The sequence below is a fragment of the Ignatzschineria cameli genome, from assembly GCF_003121895.1.
Lineage (GTDB): Bacteria > Pseudomonadota > Gammaproteobacteria > Cardiobacteriales > Wohlfahrtiimonadaceae > Ignatzschineria > Ignatzschineria cameli.
In genome coordinates this window covers 45,419-61,311 of record NZ_QEWW01000003.1, presented here as the reverse complement: position 1 = coordinate 61,311, position 15,893 = coordinate 45,419, and the positions used below count along the sequence as shown (strand labels likewise).

Genomic DNA, 15,893 nt, shown 5'->3' with positions numbered 1-15,893 from the left:
GTGAGGGTGATGGGGTTCAGGGGTTATCCTAAAGTATATTCTGTCGCCATCTTACATTCAGGATCTTGTTTTATAGCAATTAAGTATTCCATAGCTAGCTTATATAAATCCATATAAGTATAATCTTTTCCCGGCTCAGCACCATGTGCTAACAAAGAATTTTCAATATTGCTAACAATAACGGTTAAAGCATCTTCTAAGGCCTTTGTATCAACCATTTCATAGCGTCTAGTAAGTCTTTTAGTCATTAATTAAGCTCCTCGATTAAAATTTAGGAAGATTTTCTAAATTATCTTTTTTAGATTTATTACTTACTGTAGTAATAAACTCATCATATAAAACTACTTTCTCACCAGCTCTGTAACCCGACTGAGTTTTAATTCCTGTATAAATATTTAATTTTCCCGTTCTCAACAGATCATAAATAAAGTCCCTTGAAACAGTTCTAGGAGTGCCAATTTTACTTTCCCCCGTAAATGGTTCCAGTCTTAATCGTATTTTTACACTATCAATAACATTATCAACATATGAAACATTTGTTATATAAAAATCAATATCATTCATACTAATAATTCCTCCATATAAAATAATTGAATAGCGTTTTTAATATGGGGATAAAAATTATAAAATCAATGTTATTAGTAATAATTTTGACTTAACGACCAAACCAAGCATTATCATCATCAGGATCAATTTTATAATTATTATCTACAGGTTCATATTCCCATTCCTGAGAAAATTTTGTTGCAATACGCCAAAGCATTTCTATCGTATCAGGTCCATCTATATCACCATCAGGAAAATGTAACAGCTGATTTATTAAAGTTTTTTGTGATTGATGTATAAGAATCAATCCATTCATCATATGAGGCTGTATTGACTGGATTCTAAGTATTTTGTCATCTTTCTGGGTAACAGGAATAGCAGGAACAGGTACTCCTTTCTTTGCAGAGATTTTTACTAATTGTGTTCTTAAGTATTCTTGAAACAATACAGACTCAAAACCAAAACCAATTGTTTTATAAATGCGCTGATGTTCGATAATATCATTTAAAAGCTTATCAGGAACACGACGTTGAATATCAGCAGAAATAATATAAACTTTCCCTTCTTTTCTATCTTTTGCTCCGATTAATATTACGCTCGGGCAATTTGTAGATCTTATTCCCATCGCTGGGTCTACTGCTCCAAAATAGACTAATCTTTCTTTTGGCGGTAATTCACTCCAATATTGAATTGACTCATTAAAAGTTGCATCTTTATTTGTTGCTTCATTAAGTTGTTCTCTATTAAACTGTTCTGGTGATTCCGCTCTATATTGCATCATTGAATATAGACTTCGTCTACTCCAGCTTAAAATTGCACCTTTATCCATCTCTTTTTTATTATCAAGATAGAATTGTCTGGCTTTTTCTGCATTTTCTCTTTTAAGGTCATTATCAATAATTCCGTGGGGTTGCATAGCCTCCCATTCTTCCCATAACTTTAAATTATCAGGAAATTGAATAATTGATTTGAAAATCTTCGATACCCAGAAGGCATTACGTAGCTTTCTCATTAGTACAGAATCATAATGCAAAATTGTACCAGCAAAAATCATATCAAATTTTGCACCAACTTCTGCAAGCCCTTTAACAGCGCTATCGATATAAGCTTCACCTTTATCTCGTTGTTCTTTCTTTCTAACGTTATCATCATTCTCTAAGTCGTCAATAAAAACTAACTCTGGACGATAACTACCGTGACGCAATCCTCGGATATTTTCTCCCATTCCGAGCGATTGAATTTTAACGTTATTACGAGTAATGATCTGTCCAATACGCCAAGTGCTTCCTTTTCCAGTGACTTCTGGAAAATCACTTCTTAATCTTGGGTTAAAGAGCAAATCTGCTTTTGTCAGTTCTAAGAACATTGATGCTTGTTCAAATGTGTCGGAGATTATCACATTAAAGTGTTTATAACCTGTTACTACTGTCCAAAGATTGAAAATATGCGTAATGTATGTTGTTTTTGCTTCACCACGAGGAGCAGCTACTCCTAAGTTTGTAGATTCTTCACTTAAGACAATTTTAGGGATTTCATCAAATAACCAAAGATGAAGTTCTGCACGGGAATCATCACGAATTACATGAGGGAAATAAGTTTCTAAAAAAAAACGATATCCCGTTTCTTTATTAAATACTTTTTTGATACGTTCAGTTTTAGCTACTTCATCAATATCAAATCCATCAACTTCAGCTTCTATCTGCTCACGAAGGGAATTTGCTAGCTCCTCTATACTTCTTATAAAGTCTTTATCTTTCATTTTTATTTATTCCCATACTTCTGCTGGATCTCATATCCGAAATCTGTCAATACATCCACAAATGCAGGCAATAGATCTTTGTGCTTATCTTGTAAGAACTGCCCAAAGTCTTGGATGACATTCATCGCAACCACTAATTCTGATACTTCGGGCAACATCTTGCGTGATGCCGAAGTTACTTTATGTAGAGAGTCAGTGAGGCTGGCAATTGCTTTAGTAGCCTCCAATGGATCTAAAAGCGGATTACCTTCTTCATCGGTAGCATTGACGCGATCAATCGTAGACTTTAAAAGAATCATCAGAGATGTAAGACCGATACTTGCCACATTATCTGCACCTTTGCCGGCCACTAAATGGGCATTTCGTACCTTATCCCAGTCATCGCCTTTCTCCAGGGCTTCACGCTTCCAGCGATATAAAGTCGCAACTGGTGGCATGCCTTTCATTGCGGCAACTTGTGTTAACGGCATCTGTTCAAAGACATAATATTTACGAACATCATTTTTAATGCCGGGAGAGTAGTTCTGTCTGCTATTCTTTTTCCGTGACATATTAGAGCCCAAACTTAGACTTAATAATTGCAATGCCGGCTGCAACAATTCCACCTGAGACACCGCCAGCAATCGCTCCTTTAGTGATCGCTTTCTGTTCGATCTTGTCTGTCTTCTCATGAAGCGCATCTAACTTACGGTTCATATCGGTTAGAAGAATTATGATTTCTTTGTCTGGGGTTTCATTTGAGTGGCGCACCATTATGTTCTCCTATTTATCTGCTTTCTGATCGAGTTTTTCTGCAAGTTTATCGATCTTATTGGTGATGTTAGTGAGTTGAGTTGAGAGCAGGTCATAGTTTCTTAATGAATCTGCTTTTTGAATATAATCGACTTTAATACGAGTCAACTCACGCTGAGTGTCTTCCCGTAGCTTTGTTAGTTCTGCACGCTCCTCTTTTAATCTTTCCGAATGCGTTTTGATGAGAAAACCGAAAAGCGTAGAGATAAGACCAAGCGCAATATTAAACGCTAATTCAAAGGTCATTAGGTGCCTCCTTATTGTTATCTTTATTATCTGGATGCTTTGACTTCACAAAGCAGAATATACAGAGATCTCCTGATTCTTCGGTGTAGAAGTTGATGAAGAGATCTTTTCCACATGCTTGGCATTTTTTCTTATCCATCTGTATCCTCACATACAAGATCAATCCAGCGATTAACGATAAAAGCATTTTGAATAAGGAGAGGTTCGGTCGTTTCCCGAACCTTCATCTTTGGGGGATCTAAACATAAACCCACATCACTCGGGATATACCTCACCCTTTGCGCGCATGCGCTTAAGAAGCTCATCAACATCACTATGAAAAGCATCTTCTTTAATAACGCGGTACTTTTTGGCATTTTGTTGCATCCTTTTAAACCCTAAAATAAGATCATCTCTTTCGCGTTTAACCGCTTTTAATTCACTGTTTAAACGCCGGTTAAACTTCACTTGATAGAAGATTGCAACCGTTAAACCAGCGATAACCGTGATCATTGAGATAAAACTAATCGTGTTCATTATTCTCACCACGTCTATGTGTAATCCAGCCCTTCGATGCCGGCGTTGCTACTGCAATACCCGCAAGAAAAAGCGCGATCTCTGAAGCAATGGCATTCTGTGTAATCACGGCATAGATAAAACCTACAGCTAGTACGATGATCGATAACACCTGGATAAAGTTGGTCGTGCTATAACGTCCATCATCGTTGCTCATAATCTCGCGTAATAGATTTTTCATAACTTCCTCCTACTATTCGCATAAACGTTGCATTGCCGTATTTCTTGATAATTTATCGTATAGCTCTTGTCGCGTATCATCAGGGTGCGCAATTTCAGGCTCCCACGTATCACAAGAGAAGACATCATTGCCTGGCTCTTCATAAATGGGTTTAGGATGACAAGCAGCAATTACGGTAATCACAAAGATCAGCGCGATGGTATTAATAATCTTATTCATATTTATCGGTCTCCAATTTCCAGTTGATATTTGATAAGAGCAATAAGCGGTTCATCCAGCCACGGCCAAATGTGTTGAAGTGCTTTAAAGTGCCGTAGAAGTGCATACGGACAATGTTGAAACGGAGGATCAATTCACTTTCGCTATATCTGCTAATCGCATTGATGGTATTCGCGCCAATCACACCATCTTCGGTAACGCCTACAGCACGCTGTAGAAGCTTAATCGCACGGGAATATCCGCTATTAATGGAGCAATCATAGAGATGGAATGCCACATGATTCTTAATATGATTCATCAGCTTGCCATCCCAGTAATCTTTAAAATAGATCTCAATGGCCTTTTCACGAGGGAGATCACGCATATGACCGGTATAACCATTCGCTCGGGCTACACGTTCTGTAATGCCATAATTGGTTGCACCGCCGGGATCTGATGGATGATTAACAAAGCCACCTTCTAAGTGGTCAATGATGATATTGGTGTACGCAAGGAATTGCGCTGGATACTTTGCTTTAGACATAAAAAAACCTCATCTGTTATTGATGAGGTTCATGGTAGCTTTCAGCTACAAAGGATTGAGGGTGTTAGGTTTCAGGCTTTCATCTTTTATATCAATGCTTGTTGTCTGTTAGATTCCCGTTCTGCATTCATCTCTTTCTTGATATTGAAGGCTTGACGGTATGTGATTCCAAATCGAGGACCTAATAAAAAGATCGCACGCTCTTGGCTGATCCCGAGATCAATGATTAACTTCTCTACGGCTTTCCAAAACTCCACATTACGGATCTTAACAATCGCTTCAAAACAGCGGGGAATATAGAGCCTAGTGCCTTGGTAGTGCTGTACGATTTTCTCAACCGTAGATTTATCTAATATAGAGAGCAGGTCCTGATATGCGTAACTATCTTTGGCGTTCGTGATGAGCATCGTATTGCCACCGTACTTCTTAATAACTTCAATCGCGTTTCGCATCCCAATCACTTCCACTAACTCTTTTCCAGATTCCGGCAAGATCTCGCTATACTTGCTGATCTCATCATAGAACTGCTCACTCTGGGTTAAGCGCTCTAAGTAGGCAGATTCAATCTCATCAAGATCACTAGGGATAATGAGATCTTGGCCTCGGAAGACCTCCATAAGAGGTCTTGTCTGATTGCCGAGAATATGCTTTAAAGCGTTATAGACTGAACCACTTAAGTGTTCGCTTGGTACTGCAAAGCTTGAACCGCCGAACTCTCTGACTAATTCTAGTGTTAGTTTGATACCGATCGTATCAATGATCATCTGGGTCGTTCGCGGTAGTAACTTTAATCGTTCCATCTTAGATCTCCTTCCTGTTGTTCCGGTTTGCGTGCGTTTGAAGTGCTGCCACTAATCGATGAAGCTGATCATGTGAGAGCCAATTTGCACGATCAACACCAAACATTTGCTTTGCCATCCCATTAATATAATTCCAAGTGAGGTTTTGCTCTTTTAGAATGGCGTAAAGCTTACGGAACATGGGCTTAAGAGCTTTTCTAGCGCGGTCATTCTCTTGGAACATGAGCTTATCCATCTCTTTGATCACTAATAGTTGCTCATCTTTGGTCATCTCTGTTGTGGAACGCTTCTGGGTTAAGCGGTAGAGAAATGCTTCATAGTTATCACGATCAGAGAGCCCTAAGATCTTACTTTGCATAATCTTGATTCGAGCTATTCGCTTATTACGATCTGCTTTATTCATCGTCCTTCCTCCTTGTAAATTTCATAGCAAGGCATTGAGCAGAGAAGCTTATGCGAAACAGTACCGCAGATCACACAAGCCTTCTCACAGTCACACCAGCCGGCATTACCGCACATCTGCTTAACAACATGATGATCTTGCGTTTTAGGGCTAAGATAATGTTTATACTCCAAAGCGGTACTAAAATTCGCATAGATTGGGCTGATAGGTTGATTGCGATCGCTATTTCTTTTGAATACTGCAAACATCTAATACCTCCATGATCCGAGATGAGAAGAGATTTTATTCATACTCACTGAAGCTAACTTCACATCCTCTTTGCTATATAAGTGATAGCCCAACTGTACTTTAATGATTTTATGGACTTGGTTCGCGATCCTCCGAACTTGAGGAATTACATCACAAATAATATTGAGTTCTTTCGTGAAGTTATCGTCTTGATATCTCACTAACTCTTTTTCGATCTGCATACTCATACCCACCCCCAAACTTTACGCTTTGGCTTAATTTCTCTAATAGGTGCAGATTGCTTCCAAGTGATTTTGAAACCACTCATCGAAATAAAGAGCTCATTCCGTAGATCATCACGATGAGCTACGCCGTAACGTAGCTGCATCATCTGCTGTGAGGTTGGACGTTCAATCTTGATTTCATGACCCGTTAAGGAAACATCAATCACAGAGATTCCGGCAGATTGAAGTCTATTCAATGTTGAAAAGAGGTTTTTTGTTTCATTCAAAAAGTGTTGAGTTGATTTAGACATAATTCGCTCCTTATTAATGCACAAGCATTTCAGAAAATTGGTTAATGATGTTTTGATCAATCGGACGATCATTGATTTCAGCAGTTCGAATAGCACCGCGCAGTAATTTATTGAGCCTACGGGCATTAGCACCACATTTCTCGAAGAGAAGCCCATTAAACTCATCAGTGTTAAGCGTTGCTTCCGCCAGTGCATAGATATCTTCTTTCTCTAAGCGATCCCCCATTGAGTAGTGAAATCCAACTCTTGAGTAGAGCTGTGCATGCTCACTATTGCGCCCGCGCATATTCATAAGTAAACGCGGAAGACCTGCAAGCACTAATCCCACGCCAGCCTTATCGTGGATACGGCGTAATGTCTCAAGTGCGCGGTATGGGAGATATTCCGCTTCATCAATAATGATTAAGCGACCGGTACCTTTAAGGCGCTCAATAATCGCTTGGCTCATATCGTGTAGAGATCCTTTCTCTGATAAATTCAATCTAATACAGATCTCACGAAGTAGGACCTTCGCGGTATAAGTTGGCTCAGTCTCGATAAAGATCACGTTCTTCTCTTGGCGGACATACTCTTTGAGTGTTTGAGTCTTACCGAGTCCTGCTGCACCCGTAATGAGTGAAATATCATTCTCAAGATGCGCATAACGGATCACATCCAAAGCTCGGCGTGATTTGGGCGTTGGCACGTAAGGAAAGGTATAACGATCTAATACTTTCTCTTCAACACGCTGTAAGAGTCCTCTGATAGAGTTCTCAAGGTTTTTGATATCTCCAGGATAGTTACCTTTGAGGTACTGATTGATGACACTTGTTGAAACATCGAGTTGTGCCGATACTTGGCGTTGGCTGAGTTTATGCTCTTGCATATAGGCTTTTAATTCATTAATCATGTTTAACTCCTAGGCTTTCTTTTTTTTTAATTCAAACTCTTCACGTTCTGATTCAAACAAGAAGACAGGTTCTTTCTCTTCTTTGGGCATCTCGATGAAGTTGCCAAAATCGGGTTGGTGATCGATCGTTCCACGTGCTTCCGCTTCAATCTCTTCAATCTTGCGCTGTGCCGTACGTAGACGATTTTTACGGCGTTTTTCTCTAACTTCTTCAATGTAGGCTTTCGGGAAGGCATCACGTTTATTGCCATCAAACTCGGCCTCACATATAAAGCGGCCATCCAGATCTCGGATAATGACGCTCGAAGCATCGTGAATATCGAAGCTCACCTGAACCTCTAAGCCGTTATACGGTGCGAGATCCATCGAAAAGTATTGGTTGTTGTAGAGCGATACCCAGCCACGCTGAACGGTACGGATTTCGCTTGGTCTAAAGAGATCACGGATCTCCGCATCCGTTAGATAATCAACTTCAGCTGTTTCAAGCTGTTTCTTACGAGCTTCTGCCGGCGTTGTTCCAAGCTCTCTATGAATATGTTCATTGTTGTACCAGTCGATACCTGCCTCACACATTGCGATAAACTCCGCCCAACTCGGTATTTTGTTAACCGCTGAAGATTGCTGTACCGTAAGCTCTTTTCCTTTCGCTACCGCATTTGAGGCACTCTCAACAGCTACAAGCATCTTACGTGTTGATTCGCGATCTGCATTACCGCCGAAATAGGTTGGAAACTGTCTGGCAATGCGTTGTGCTACGGTTCTATTTAAGCGCTCAATGATTCCTCGACCTTGTGGATTACCAGGAATCCCTGTTTTATGTTCAACACCAAGACGGGCAAAGATACCGGTAACATCGTGATCTAGATGCGTAGCTGTCTGACCTCCACCATTATCTGAGTAGTAGATAAGCGGAAGGCCGTGCTTCTCAACACCGTGACGGAAGGCATCTGCAACTGCTAATGTGTTCTCTGCAAGGGATACCGACCAACCTACAATGTAACGATTCGCTGCATCGATGATCATCGTAAGTTCAGGGATAAATGGACGACCATGATCAGGATGCTGCACTTTGAGTTTCATCGAAGTACCATCTCCCACCCAAGCGCCATTTAATCCAAGTACTTCCCAATTGCGCTTCACATATGGCAATACCGCTTTACGATCCGATCCAGTTACGCGACCTTTTTCGCGGTCAATTTCACTCATACGACGCAATGCATAGCGCACTTGGTGGATTGTTGGATACTCTTTTTTCTGCTCAATGCAGACATTGACAAATTCAACATAAGCCTCTTCAACACTAATGCCACTTGGTACTTGATAGATCTTCAAGAAGAGCGGTAACCAAGGAATAGACTTCAAAGGTTTCGCTTTTGGTTGACCTGGTGCAAGCGCTTGCACTCTTTCCGCCGGTGTTTCGCATTTAACTGCCGTTAATACATAGCGCATCAAAGAGCGCTCGGAGATTACACGGCCTTTTTGGCGACGAGCATTCGCTAAGTAAGCAGCTTCTTGTAATGAAGGTTCTAACTCTCCCGATTTCGCTTGTTTAACAATCGTTTTAACAGCGTTTAAACGAGTCGTTGTTTTTTCAAGCTCCGCAACAGCTGCAACAAGATAGAGACGCGCATCGGCAATCTCTCTCTGCTCAGTTGTAAGCTGATCTAATTCTTTAGATTCCGGAATCGTTAGAGATTTAACTTTTGCATGACGCGGTTCAATAACCAGGTTCGCAATTTCGTATTCGCGGATCTGTTGTTGAATTTCGGGAGGCATAGAAGCAACTTCATATTCGTAGCCACCGCCTCGACCTTGTCTCTCTTGCTTATTCCAGTTGTTGCGATTAGCTGTTGCAGTAATATTTTGAACAGTACTGGGTAAACCATGTAAGTTCATTTCTGACAATTCTTTCGCACTATAAAAAAGTTTCATAAGATTACCCAAACATACGAGATTCTTTTAGTTTTCTTTCCTGAAAGCGAGTAGGCCATATTTGTTCAGGTGGAATTCCAATCGCATTTGCGATAATTCTTTCTCCTTTTGGAAATGGTCTATATAATGCTTGGCTTAAAGAGGAAGATCCGGCATAACCATGTTTAAAGGCTAATTGCCTGATCGACCAACCATTTTTATGAAGAGCTGCAATGATGTCAGCGCGATGCCAATCACGTTGGCTGTTTTTTTCTTTGCTTAATACGTTCATTTACTAACCCTCTTTATTTAGTGAAAGATGTTAACGAATGAGTAGATGATATAGCCAAATAAGAAGATAGTCAACTTGAATGATCATGCCGATATCATCATTCAAGTTCTTAATCGTATACAAAAGAGCATTTAGTATGTTCTAGCGCATATATCAAGGAGATAAGTGATGTCAAATGAGAAGTTGAATGAAACAGCTAATCATTCAAGTTTAAAAAATGAACTTGAATGCGAAAGTTCTTTTCACAAACGATTAGTTTCTTTAGTAGAAGAAGTCGGGAACCCAAATGCTTTTGCTAATAAGGTAGGAGTATCTCCATCCGGAATTCATCGATTGATGGAAGGTGGAACACCAGGAATGCCTCTATTAATTAAAATATGCGATGCATTTAATATAAGTAGCGATTGGCTAAGTAGAGGTATTGGACAAAAATACTTATCTTCAGAGAGCGTCAATACATCTAATCTAGTGGCTACTAATACACTAGGGGAACCTATTGATTTAAATGAGTTTGTATTTATTCCACGTTATAACATCAGTGCAAGCGCCGGCCATGGCTGCGATGTAAGTCAAGAGATGTATATGCACTCAATGGCATTTAGAAAGTATTGGGTGGATAACGTTCTTGGTGTAGGCGCTAAGGATTTGATCGCTATAGGCGTAAAGGGTGATTCTATGGAAGGTGAGATTAGTGATGGGGATGTCATTCTCATTAATACAGCAGATAAGCACCTTAACAATGGGATTTACGTCATCCGAATCGATGGGGATCTCATCGTTAAACGTATCCAAAAGCTACCAGGTAACAAAATTGAGGTCTCAAGTACCAATAATGTCTATAGACCCTTTGAGATAGATCTAAGCAATCAACCAAACGATTTTGGCGCAATTGGTAGAGTCGTTTGGCATGGTCGTAATGTGCCGTAACTTTAAAGTAGTATGTAAAAAGTACTTTAGAGTTACTTACATCCTAGTAATCGCCTAAAAATCTCCAAAAACCAGTCATTGCAACTGCTTTGAAGTATTTTTGCCTGAACTATTAAAACCTATCATTTTTTAATAGTTCACTGTTTAAAGTTGAAAGTACCTAATCTTTCAAACAGCTGTTTAATAAACGTTTAAACACCTATTAAACACTTGTAATAATATGCCAATCATTTCGCAAAAAACTAACATGAATTAGCATTTTGTGCCAAAGGCCGTTTTTTGCAGCAAACCTCGGTGAAGCCGATAACATCAAAGCTCATCGAGGTTTTTCTTAAGCCTCTCCATGTGCCACAATGATCAGTACCCCACAATATCCGAGAGATATGTCGATCCTATCACCATATTTCATCATATAAATGTCGAATGACTCTAAGAAGATTTTTGGATCGGCGGGATCTTACCATTTCATTCTTTTCACCAGTGCATGCCCGCGGTTTGGCATCGATAATGCCTTATTGCCGGCGCGTAGTTTCTGGAAGAACGCAGTAGTAAGATCCGGCAACTCATCAACCCATATTGTTTCAATAAATAAGAGAGTCTGTTGAGCGGCGGGTTGAGAATTATGCCGATCATCTTCTTAGCCACCTGTTTTCTTGGCGAGATCTATTTAACTTAAATGTCGCCGCTATTGATAAGCCGTTTTAATTTGCTCTAAACAGAAACACCTTACTCTCTTTTGTCTTCATCTCGCGACTTAGTTGGAGTGGGGCGAGGGTGGTTTCTAGGTTGAAGCTGGCTTTGACCGGCATCTCAATGGAGAGGGAGCTGAGGGTAGAGAGAAGTGGATTCTCTGTTAAAACTTCAAGAAGCGGTTCGTAAAGCGCGTGGAAGAAGGGCGGGTCGAGGAAGAGATGCTGCCGAGGATATTGTGTGGCTAATTCTAGAAGTTCTTGATGTCTGCTCGATCCTGCTGTTAAAACCTCTAAAGCACTCCCTTTGATTAAGCGATAACGCTCCTCCGGCACTTTAAGCGTACGGAGATTCTTCTCTAAGGTGCGAAAGACATTGGCATCCTTTTCGATAAAGATCGCTCGTTTAGCTCCGCGCGAGAGCGCTTCAATGCCTAAAGCACCTGTGCCGGCAAAAGCATCGATCACTAACGCACCGGGAATGGTTGTCTGTAACCAGTTAAAGAGTGTCTCCCGAACGCGAGAAGCGGTGGGGCGTAAGCCATCGGCATTGATCACTTCAATCTTCCGTGAGCGATATTCCCCCCCGATAATTTGTACCGCATCTCTCATCCTTATTTCACCTCTACTTCTGTCGCGGTTAAGGCTCTTAATTCCGCTTCTGTTGCCTCTTTTTTCACATTGAGTGTGGGGACAATATGGCCACGAATCCAGCGCTCGGTCTCTTTGGCTAACTCTGCGGTAGAGAGCGATTCTGACTCAATCGGCTTGCCAATCACAATGGTGATGATCCCCGGCTCTTTTAGAAAACGCCCTTTAGGTGCCGCAATCCCGGAGTTGATCGCCATCGGCAATACCGGTGCGGCTAACTGTTTGGCCACAATAAAGCCCCCTTTCTTAAAAGGCACTACTTGCCCAAATGGCACGCGCGTCCCTTCGGGGAAGATAATGACAGAACGCCCCTCAGCAAAACGCTCTTTTGCTTGTGTAGAGATCTGCTTTAAGGCATTTTTTCCATCTTTTCGATTGATCGCAATTGGCTTTGCTTTTGCCAAACCCCAGCCAAAGAAAGGAATATAGAGAAGCTCCTTTTTAAGGACAAAAGAGTGGGGCGGGAGAATAATGGTATAGATCAATGTCTCAAGCGCTGATTGATGATTGGAGATAATAAAGTGCGGGCGCTCTTTGAGATACTGAAGGTTCTCCGCACCGATGATACGATAATCGATACCAGCACCGATCCGCATCCAGCCCACTAAAATCTTCGACCAAGCGATCGTCACATTGCGATACCACGAACCGGTCAGCAGAACAGTACTAATCAGCATCACCGGCGTGATAATAAGATAGATAAAGAGAAAGCCGATAAAGGTTATAAGTGAGCGAATCCAAGTGATCATACGCAATGACTACTCCTCTGTTGATAGGGCTGATAAATCTGATGAATCAAATAGTAACGCATCCACAAACGATGCAAGATCATTATAAGTAAGTCGCTCTCGATCGTTGAGCTTTTTTTCGCTCTTAATCCCATTCCCCGTGCGGACTAAAACGGGAATGACGCGATAATCACTCTGCAATGTGGCATTCTCTGCCGCCGCCACATCGGAGCTTTTATCACCGACAAAGTAGATCACACTCGTTTTGGGCAGATCAAGGGCTTTGATAATGGTGAGTAACATGCCGGGATTCGGTTTTCGATCGGGATGAAGTGGATCATCCGCCGTGCAGAAAGCAATCTCATCGATCGCGCCTCCCACATCACTTAAGAGTTCTGCCATCTTCTGATGCATCTCTTCGAGCGCTTGATGATCATAGAGCCCGAGCGCAATTCCCCGCTGATTGGTGGCAATGCCGATCTTCACCCCTGCTTGATGCAAACGTGCCATCGCCTCTAAACTGCCGGGAATCGGAATCCACTCATCGCGTGATTTGATATAGGCGCTTGAATCCTGATTAATCACTCCATCACGATCTAAAATCACAAGATCGGGGAAGGGCAGCCGGCGCCCCTTTTCAAAATCCTGCTCCACCATAGGTTTGATAGGCTTGTTACTCATCTTTTACCTTATCCTCATATCTCTATATAATCTCTGAGTTATATCGTCTCTGAATCAGAAAGAGAGAGGGGAGCCACTCATCTGAATGCTCCCCTCTGCTGATCGATTCTACGCTGATGCCTCTCTCTTAAGTGTCACTTACGCGACTCAAATACTCAGCATAAAGAGTTAAGCTCATCTCAGGGCATCATCTCTTAGCGCGTCATCTTTTAGTTTCAATATCTCGATCTAGAGCTGTAACTTTGAGATATCGGCGACGGTTTCAAAGTAATCCCGAATCTCTGTGAGAAGTGCAATACGATTTTGACGCACCGCAAGATCATCCGCCATCACCATTGTATCGGCAAAGAAGTTCGCAAGCGGCGTTGCTAAATTACTTAGCGCTTGTAAAATCGCCTGATAATCGCGCGCAGCAGAGAGCTTACCGATCTCCTCTTTAAGTGCTTGGCTTGCATTGTAGAGCGCTTTTTCCGAATCATTCTCTAAGAGAGAGGCCGAGACAGCGCTTGATGCCGATTCTGATTGATTGTTCTCTAAGATATTGTGAATTCGTTTATTGGTCTCGATCAATGTGCCCGCTTCTGGAAGCGCTTTAAATTTCGCAACCGCAAGGAGACGATGGTAGATATCGAGCGGATTGGTCAACTTCAATTCAGAGATCGAAGCAAAGACATCACTCGACACGCCAAGATCCGCCGAATAAGCACGAAGACGATCGAAGATATAGGTGAAGATGGTAGATACAGATTTTTCCGCATCGATCTCTGCCGGCATAGTATCGGCACTAATTTGGATCAATTTTAGTAGATCGAGATTCAACTCCGACTCAATCAACATCCGTAATACCGCAAGTGCATTACGACGAAGCCCATACGGGTCGCGCGAACCGGTAGGAATCTCCCCAATAGAGAAGATGCCAACAATGGTATCTAAACGCTCAGCAAGCCCCAATGCTAACGCCTCTTTGCTCTCCGGTAAGCGATCGCCGGCAAAACGGGGCCAGTAGACCTGCTCTAAAGCATCCGCCACAACTGCATCTTCCCCTTGGACATTAGCATAGTAGCGCGCCATCGTTCCCTGAAGTTCGGGGAATTCTTGCACCATATCACTAATGAGATCCGCTTTATTAAGGCGTGCAGCGCGAGCCACTAATGCTGTATCTGCGCCAATCTCTGCGGCAATCGCTTCACTTAATGTTGCAACACGGCGAATCTTATCCGCTTGTGAACCGAGCTTCGTTTGGAAAACAACATTCTCAAGATCGGCTAAATAATCACTTAATGGCTTTTTCTTATCCTCATTCCAGAAGAATTCCGCATCCGCAAAGCGAGGACGAATTACCCGCTCATTCCCAGAGATCACCGCTTCCGGCTCTTCGCTCACAATATTGCTTACAAAGCAGAACTTATCGACCAATTTACCTTCAGCATCAACAATAGGGAAGTAACGCTGATGATCTTCCATCGCGATAATGAGCGCCTCTTGCGGCACATCTAAGAAGTGGGATTCAAACTGCCCAATCATCGCATTCGGATACTCTACTAACGCCGTCACCTCATCTAAAAGGCCGGCATTGATAATAGGCGTACCGATCGATTTTGCTGCGGCATTGATCTGCTCTTCAATCATCGCCTTACGCTTATGGAAGCTCGGGATAATATGCCCTTCAGACTCCATAATCGCCTCATACTGATCTGCATGGGGAATAGTAATCGGTGCTGTAGTGTGGAATCGATGGCCACGGCTCACATTGCTCGCTTGAATGCCGAAGATCTCAATATCGATCACCGCATCACCATAAACAACCGCCAACCAACGAACGGGGCGAACAAACTCAAAATCATGATCAGCCCAACGCATCCGTTTTGGAATCGGCAAACCTTTGAGCGCTTTTTCGATCATCGCCGGGAGAAGGGAAGCGAGTGATTCACCTTTCACCTCCTCTTTAAAGGTATACCAAGCCCCTTTTTCGGTCTCAAGCAGCGTCAACTGCTCAACATCAACCCCACAAGAGCGCGCAAAGCCCAAAAGTGCCGGCGTCGGCTCACCCTCTTTCATCGCCGCCTGAAGCGCAGGCCCACGACGTTCATTACTATAATCTTCCTGTTCCGATTGCAGATCCGAAATCACAACCGCTAAACGACGCGGGGTAGCATACGCTTTAATCTCTGAAAACTCTAACTTCTTCGCTTTCAATTCTGCTTCAATACCCGCTTTAAAAGCGTTGGATAAATTGTTCAATGCTCGTGGAGGAAGCTCTTCCGTCCCAATTTCAATCAGTAGCGTCTCTTTAATCATTGTGATTCCATCTAAAAAGTGTATGAAATAATCGATAGTT

Annotated in this window: 22 protein-coding genes; 1 reads left to right on the top strand and 21 read right to left on the bottom strand. The window is 42.0% G+C overall.

The annotated features are described in order from the left end of the window. Positions 1-23: 23 nt before the first annotated feature. The 17 genes from DC077_RS05560 to DC077_RS05475 form a co-directional block, all read right to left on the bottom strand. Positions 24-248, bottom strand: coding sequence for a hypothetical protein (locus DC077_RS05560; protein WP_109202162.1), 225 nt, complete (start codon positions 246-248; stop codon positions 24-26). 16 nt (positions 249-264) lie between these two features. Then, positions 265-564, bottom strand: a complete 300-nt coding sequence (locus DC077_RS05555; RefSeq protein ID WP_109202163.1) for a DUF3892 domain-containing protein — start codon at positions 562-564, stop codon at positions 265-267. Positions 565-655: 91 nt separating this feature from the next. Further along, positions 656-2,305, bottom strand: a complete 1,650-nt coding sequence (gene terL / locus DC077_RS05550; RefSeq protein WP_109202164.1) for a phage terminase large subunit — start codon at positions 2,303-2,305, stop codon at positions 656-658. A 2-nt stretch (positions 2,306-2,307) separates the two neighbouring features. Then, positions 2,308-2,856, bottom strand: coding sequence for a DUF1804 family protein (locus DC077_RS05545; protein WP_109202165.1), 549 nt, complete (start codon positions 2,854-2,856; stop codon positions 2,308-2,310). Position 2,857: 1 nt separating this feature from the next. Further along, positions 2,858-3,058, bottom strand: a complete 201-nt coding sequence (locus tag DC077_RS05540) for a hypothetical protein (protein WP_109202166.1) — start codon at positions 3,056-3,058, stop codon at positions 2,858-2,860. Between the two features lie 9 nt (positions 3,059-3,067). Beyond that, entirely contained in the window at positions 3,068-3,343 is a 276-nt protein-coding gene (locus tag DC077_RS05535; protein ID WP_109202167.1) for a hypothetical protein, read from the bottom strand. Positions 3,344-3,598: 255 nt separating this feature from the next. Beyond that, positions 3,599-3,859, bottom strand: a complete 261-nt coding sequence (locus DC077_RS05530; RefSeq protein WP_109202168.1) for a hypothetical protein — start codon at positions 3,857-3,859, stop codon at positions 3,599-3,601. Beyond that, positions 3,846-4,079 (bottom strand): DUF2644 domain-containing protein, encoded by a 234-nt coding sequence (locus DC077_RS05525; RefSeq protein WP_109202169.1) that lies wholly within the window; start codon positions 4,077-4,079, stop codon positions 3,846-3,848. The genes DC077_RS05530 and DC077_RS05525 overlap by 14 nt, the downstream gene beginning before the upstream one ends. Positions 4,080-4,091: 12 nt before the next feature. Further along, positions 4,092-4,298: a hypothetical protein gene (locus tag DC077_RS05520; protein ID WP_109202170.1), complete on the bottom strand. Its 207-nt coding sequence runs from the start codon at positions 4,296-4,298 to the stop codon at positions 4,092-4,094. After that, positions 4,291-4,821 (bottom strand): glycoside hydrolase family 108 protein, encoded by a 531-nt coding sequence (locus tag DC077_RS05515; protein WP_109202171.1) that lies wholly within the window; start codon positions 4,819-4,821, stop codon positions 4,291-4,293. The genes DC077_RS05520 and DC077_RS05515 overlap by 8 nt, the downstream gene beginning before the upstream one ends. 86 nt (positions 4,822-4,907) lie before the next feature. Further along, positions 4,908-5,621, bottom strand: a complete 714-nt coding sequence (locus DC077_RS05510; RefSeq protein ID WP_109202172.1) for a Mor transcription activator family protein — start codon at positions 5,619-5,621, stop codon at positions 4,908-4,910. A gap of 1 nt (position 5,622) precedes the next feature. Further along, the gene (locus DC077_RS05505; protein ID WP_109202173.1) at positions 5,623-6,024 is read right to left on the bottom strand and encodes a regulatory protein GemA; all 402 of its coding nucleotides are present in this window, start codon (positions 6,022-6,024) and stop codon (positions 5,623-5,625) included. After that, positions 6,021-6,272: a hypothetical protein gene (locus DC077_RS05500; RefSeq protein WP_109202174.1), complete on the bottom strand. Its 252-nt coding sequence runs from the start codon at positions 6,270-6,272 to the stop codon at positions 6,021-6,023. The genes DC077_RS05505 and DC077_RS05500 overlap by 4 nt, the downstream gene beginning before the upstream one ends. A 224-nt stretch (positions 6,273-6,496) precedes the next feature. Beyond that, a complete protein-coding gene (locus DC077_RS05490; RefSeq protein WP_109202176.1) occupies positions 6,497-6,787 on the bottom strand; it encodes a hypothetical protein in 291 nt (96 codons plus the stop codon). 13 nt (positions 6,788-6,800) lie between these two features. Continuing rightward, positions 6,801-7,676 (bottom strand): AAA family ATPase, encoded by an 876-nt coding sequence (locus tag DC077_RS05485; RefSeq protein WP_109202177.1) that lies wholly within the window; start codon positions 7,674-7,676, stop codon positions 6,801-6,803. A 9-nt stretch (positions 7,677-7,685) separates the two neighbouring features. Then, positions 7,686-9,572: a Mu transposase C-terminal domain-containing protein gene (locus DC077_RS05480; protein ID WP_239990369.1), complete on the bottom strand. Its 1,887-nt coding sequence runs from the start codon at positions 9,570-9,572 to the stop codon at positions 7,686-7,688. 40 nt (positions 9,573-9,612) lie between these two features. After that, entirely contained in the window at positions 9,613-9,879 is a 267-nt protein-coding gene (locus tag DC077_RS05475) for a helix-turn-helix domain-containing protein (protein ID WP_109202179.1), read from the bottom strand. 168 nt (positions 9,880-10,047) lie between these two features. On the opposite strand from DC077_RS05475, the gene DC077_RS05470 reads away from it, so the two are divergent. Continuing rightward, a complete protein-coding gene (locus tag DC077_RS05470; RefSeq protein WP_109202180.1) occupies positions 10,048-10,806 on the top strand; it encodes an XRE family transcriptional regulator in 759 nt (252 codons plus the stop codon). A 701-nt stretch (positions 10,807-11,507) separates the two neighbouring features. On the opposite strand, the gene rsmD is transcribed toward DC077_RS05470, so the two are convergent. The 4 genes from rsmD to glyS all read right to left on the bottom strand — a co-directional run bounded on the left by rsmD (position 11,508) and on the right by glyS (position 15,853). Further along, positions 11,508-12,107 carry a 16S rRNA (guanine(966)-N(2))-methyltransferase RsmD gene (gene rsmD, locus DC077_RS05465; RefSeq protein ID WP_109217888.1) on the bottom strand — a complete coding sequence of 200 codons (600 nt, stop codon included), beginning with the start codon at positions 12,105-12,107 and terminating at the stop codon, positions 11,508-11,510. 2 nt (positions 12,108-12,109) lie between these two features. Next, positions 12,110-12,895, bottom strand: a complete 786-nt coding sequence (locus DC077_RS05460) for a lysophospholipid acyltransferase family protein (protein WP_109202182.1) — start codon at positions 12,893-12,895, stop codon at positions 12,110-12,112. A gap of 9 nt (positions 12,896-12,904) precedes the next feature. Beyond that, complete coding sequence (locus tag DC077_RS05455; RefSeq protein ID WP_109217904.1) at positions 12,905-13,531, bottom strand: HAD-IIIA family hydrolase; 627 nt, start codon at positions 13,529-13,531, stop codon at positions 12,905-12,907. A gap of 252 nt (positions 13,532-13,783) precedes the next feature. Continuing rightward, the gene (gene glyS / locus DC077_RS05450) at positions 13,784-15,853 is read right to left on the bottom strand and encodes a glycine--tRNA ligase subunit beta (protein WP_109217887.1); all 2,070 of its coding nucleotides are present in this window, start codon (positions 15,851-15,853) and stop codon (positions 13,784-13,786) included. Positions 15,854-15,893 lie beyond the last annotated feature (40 nt).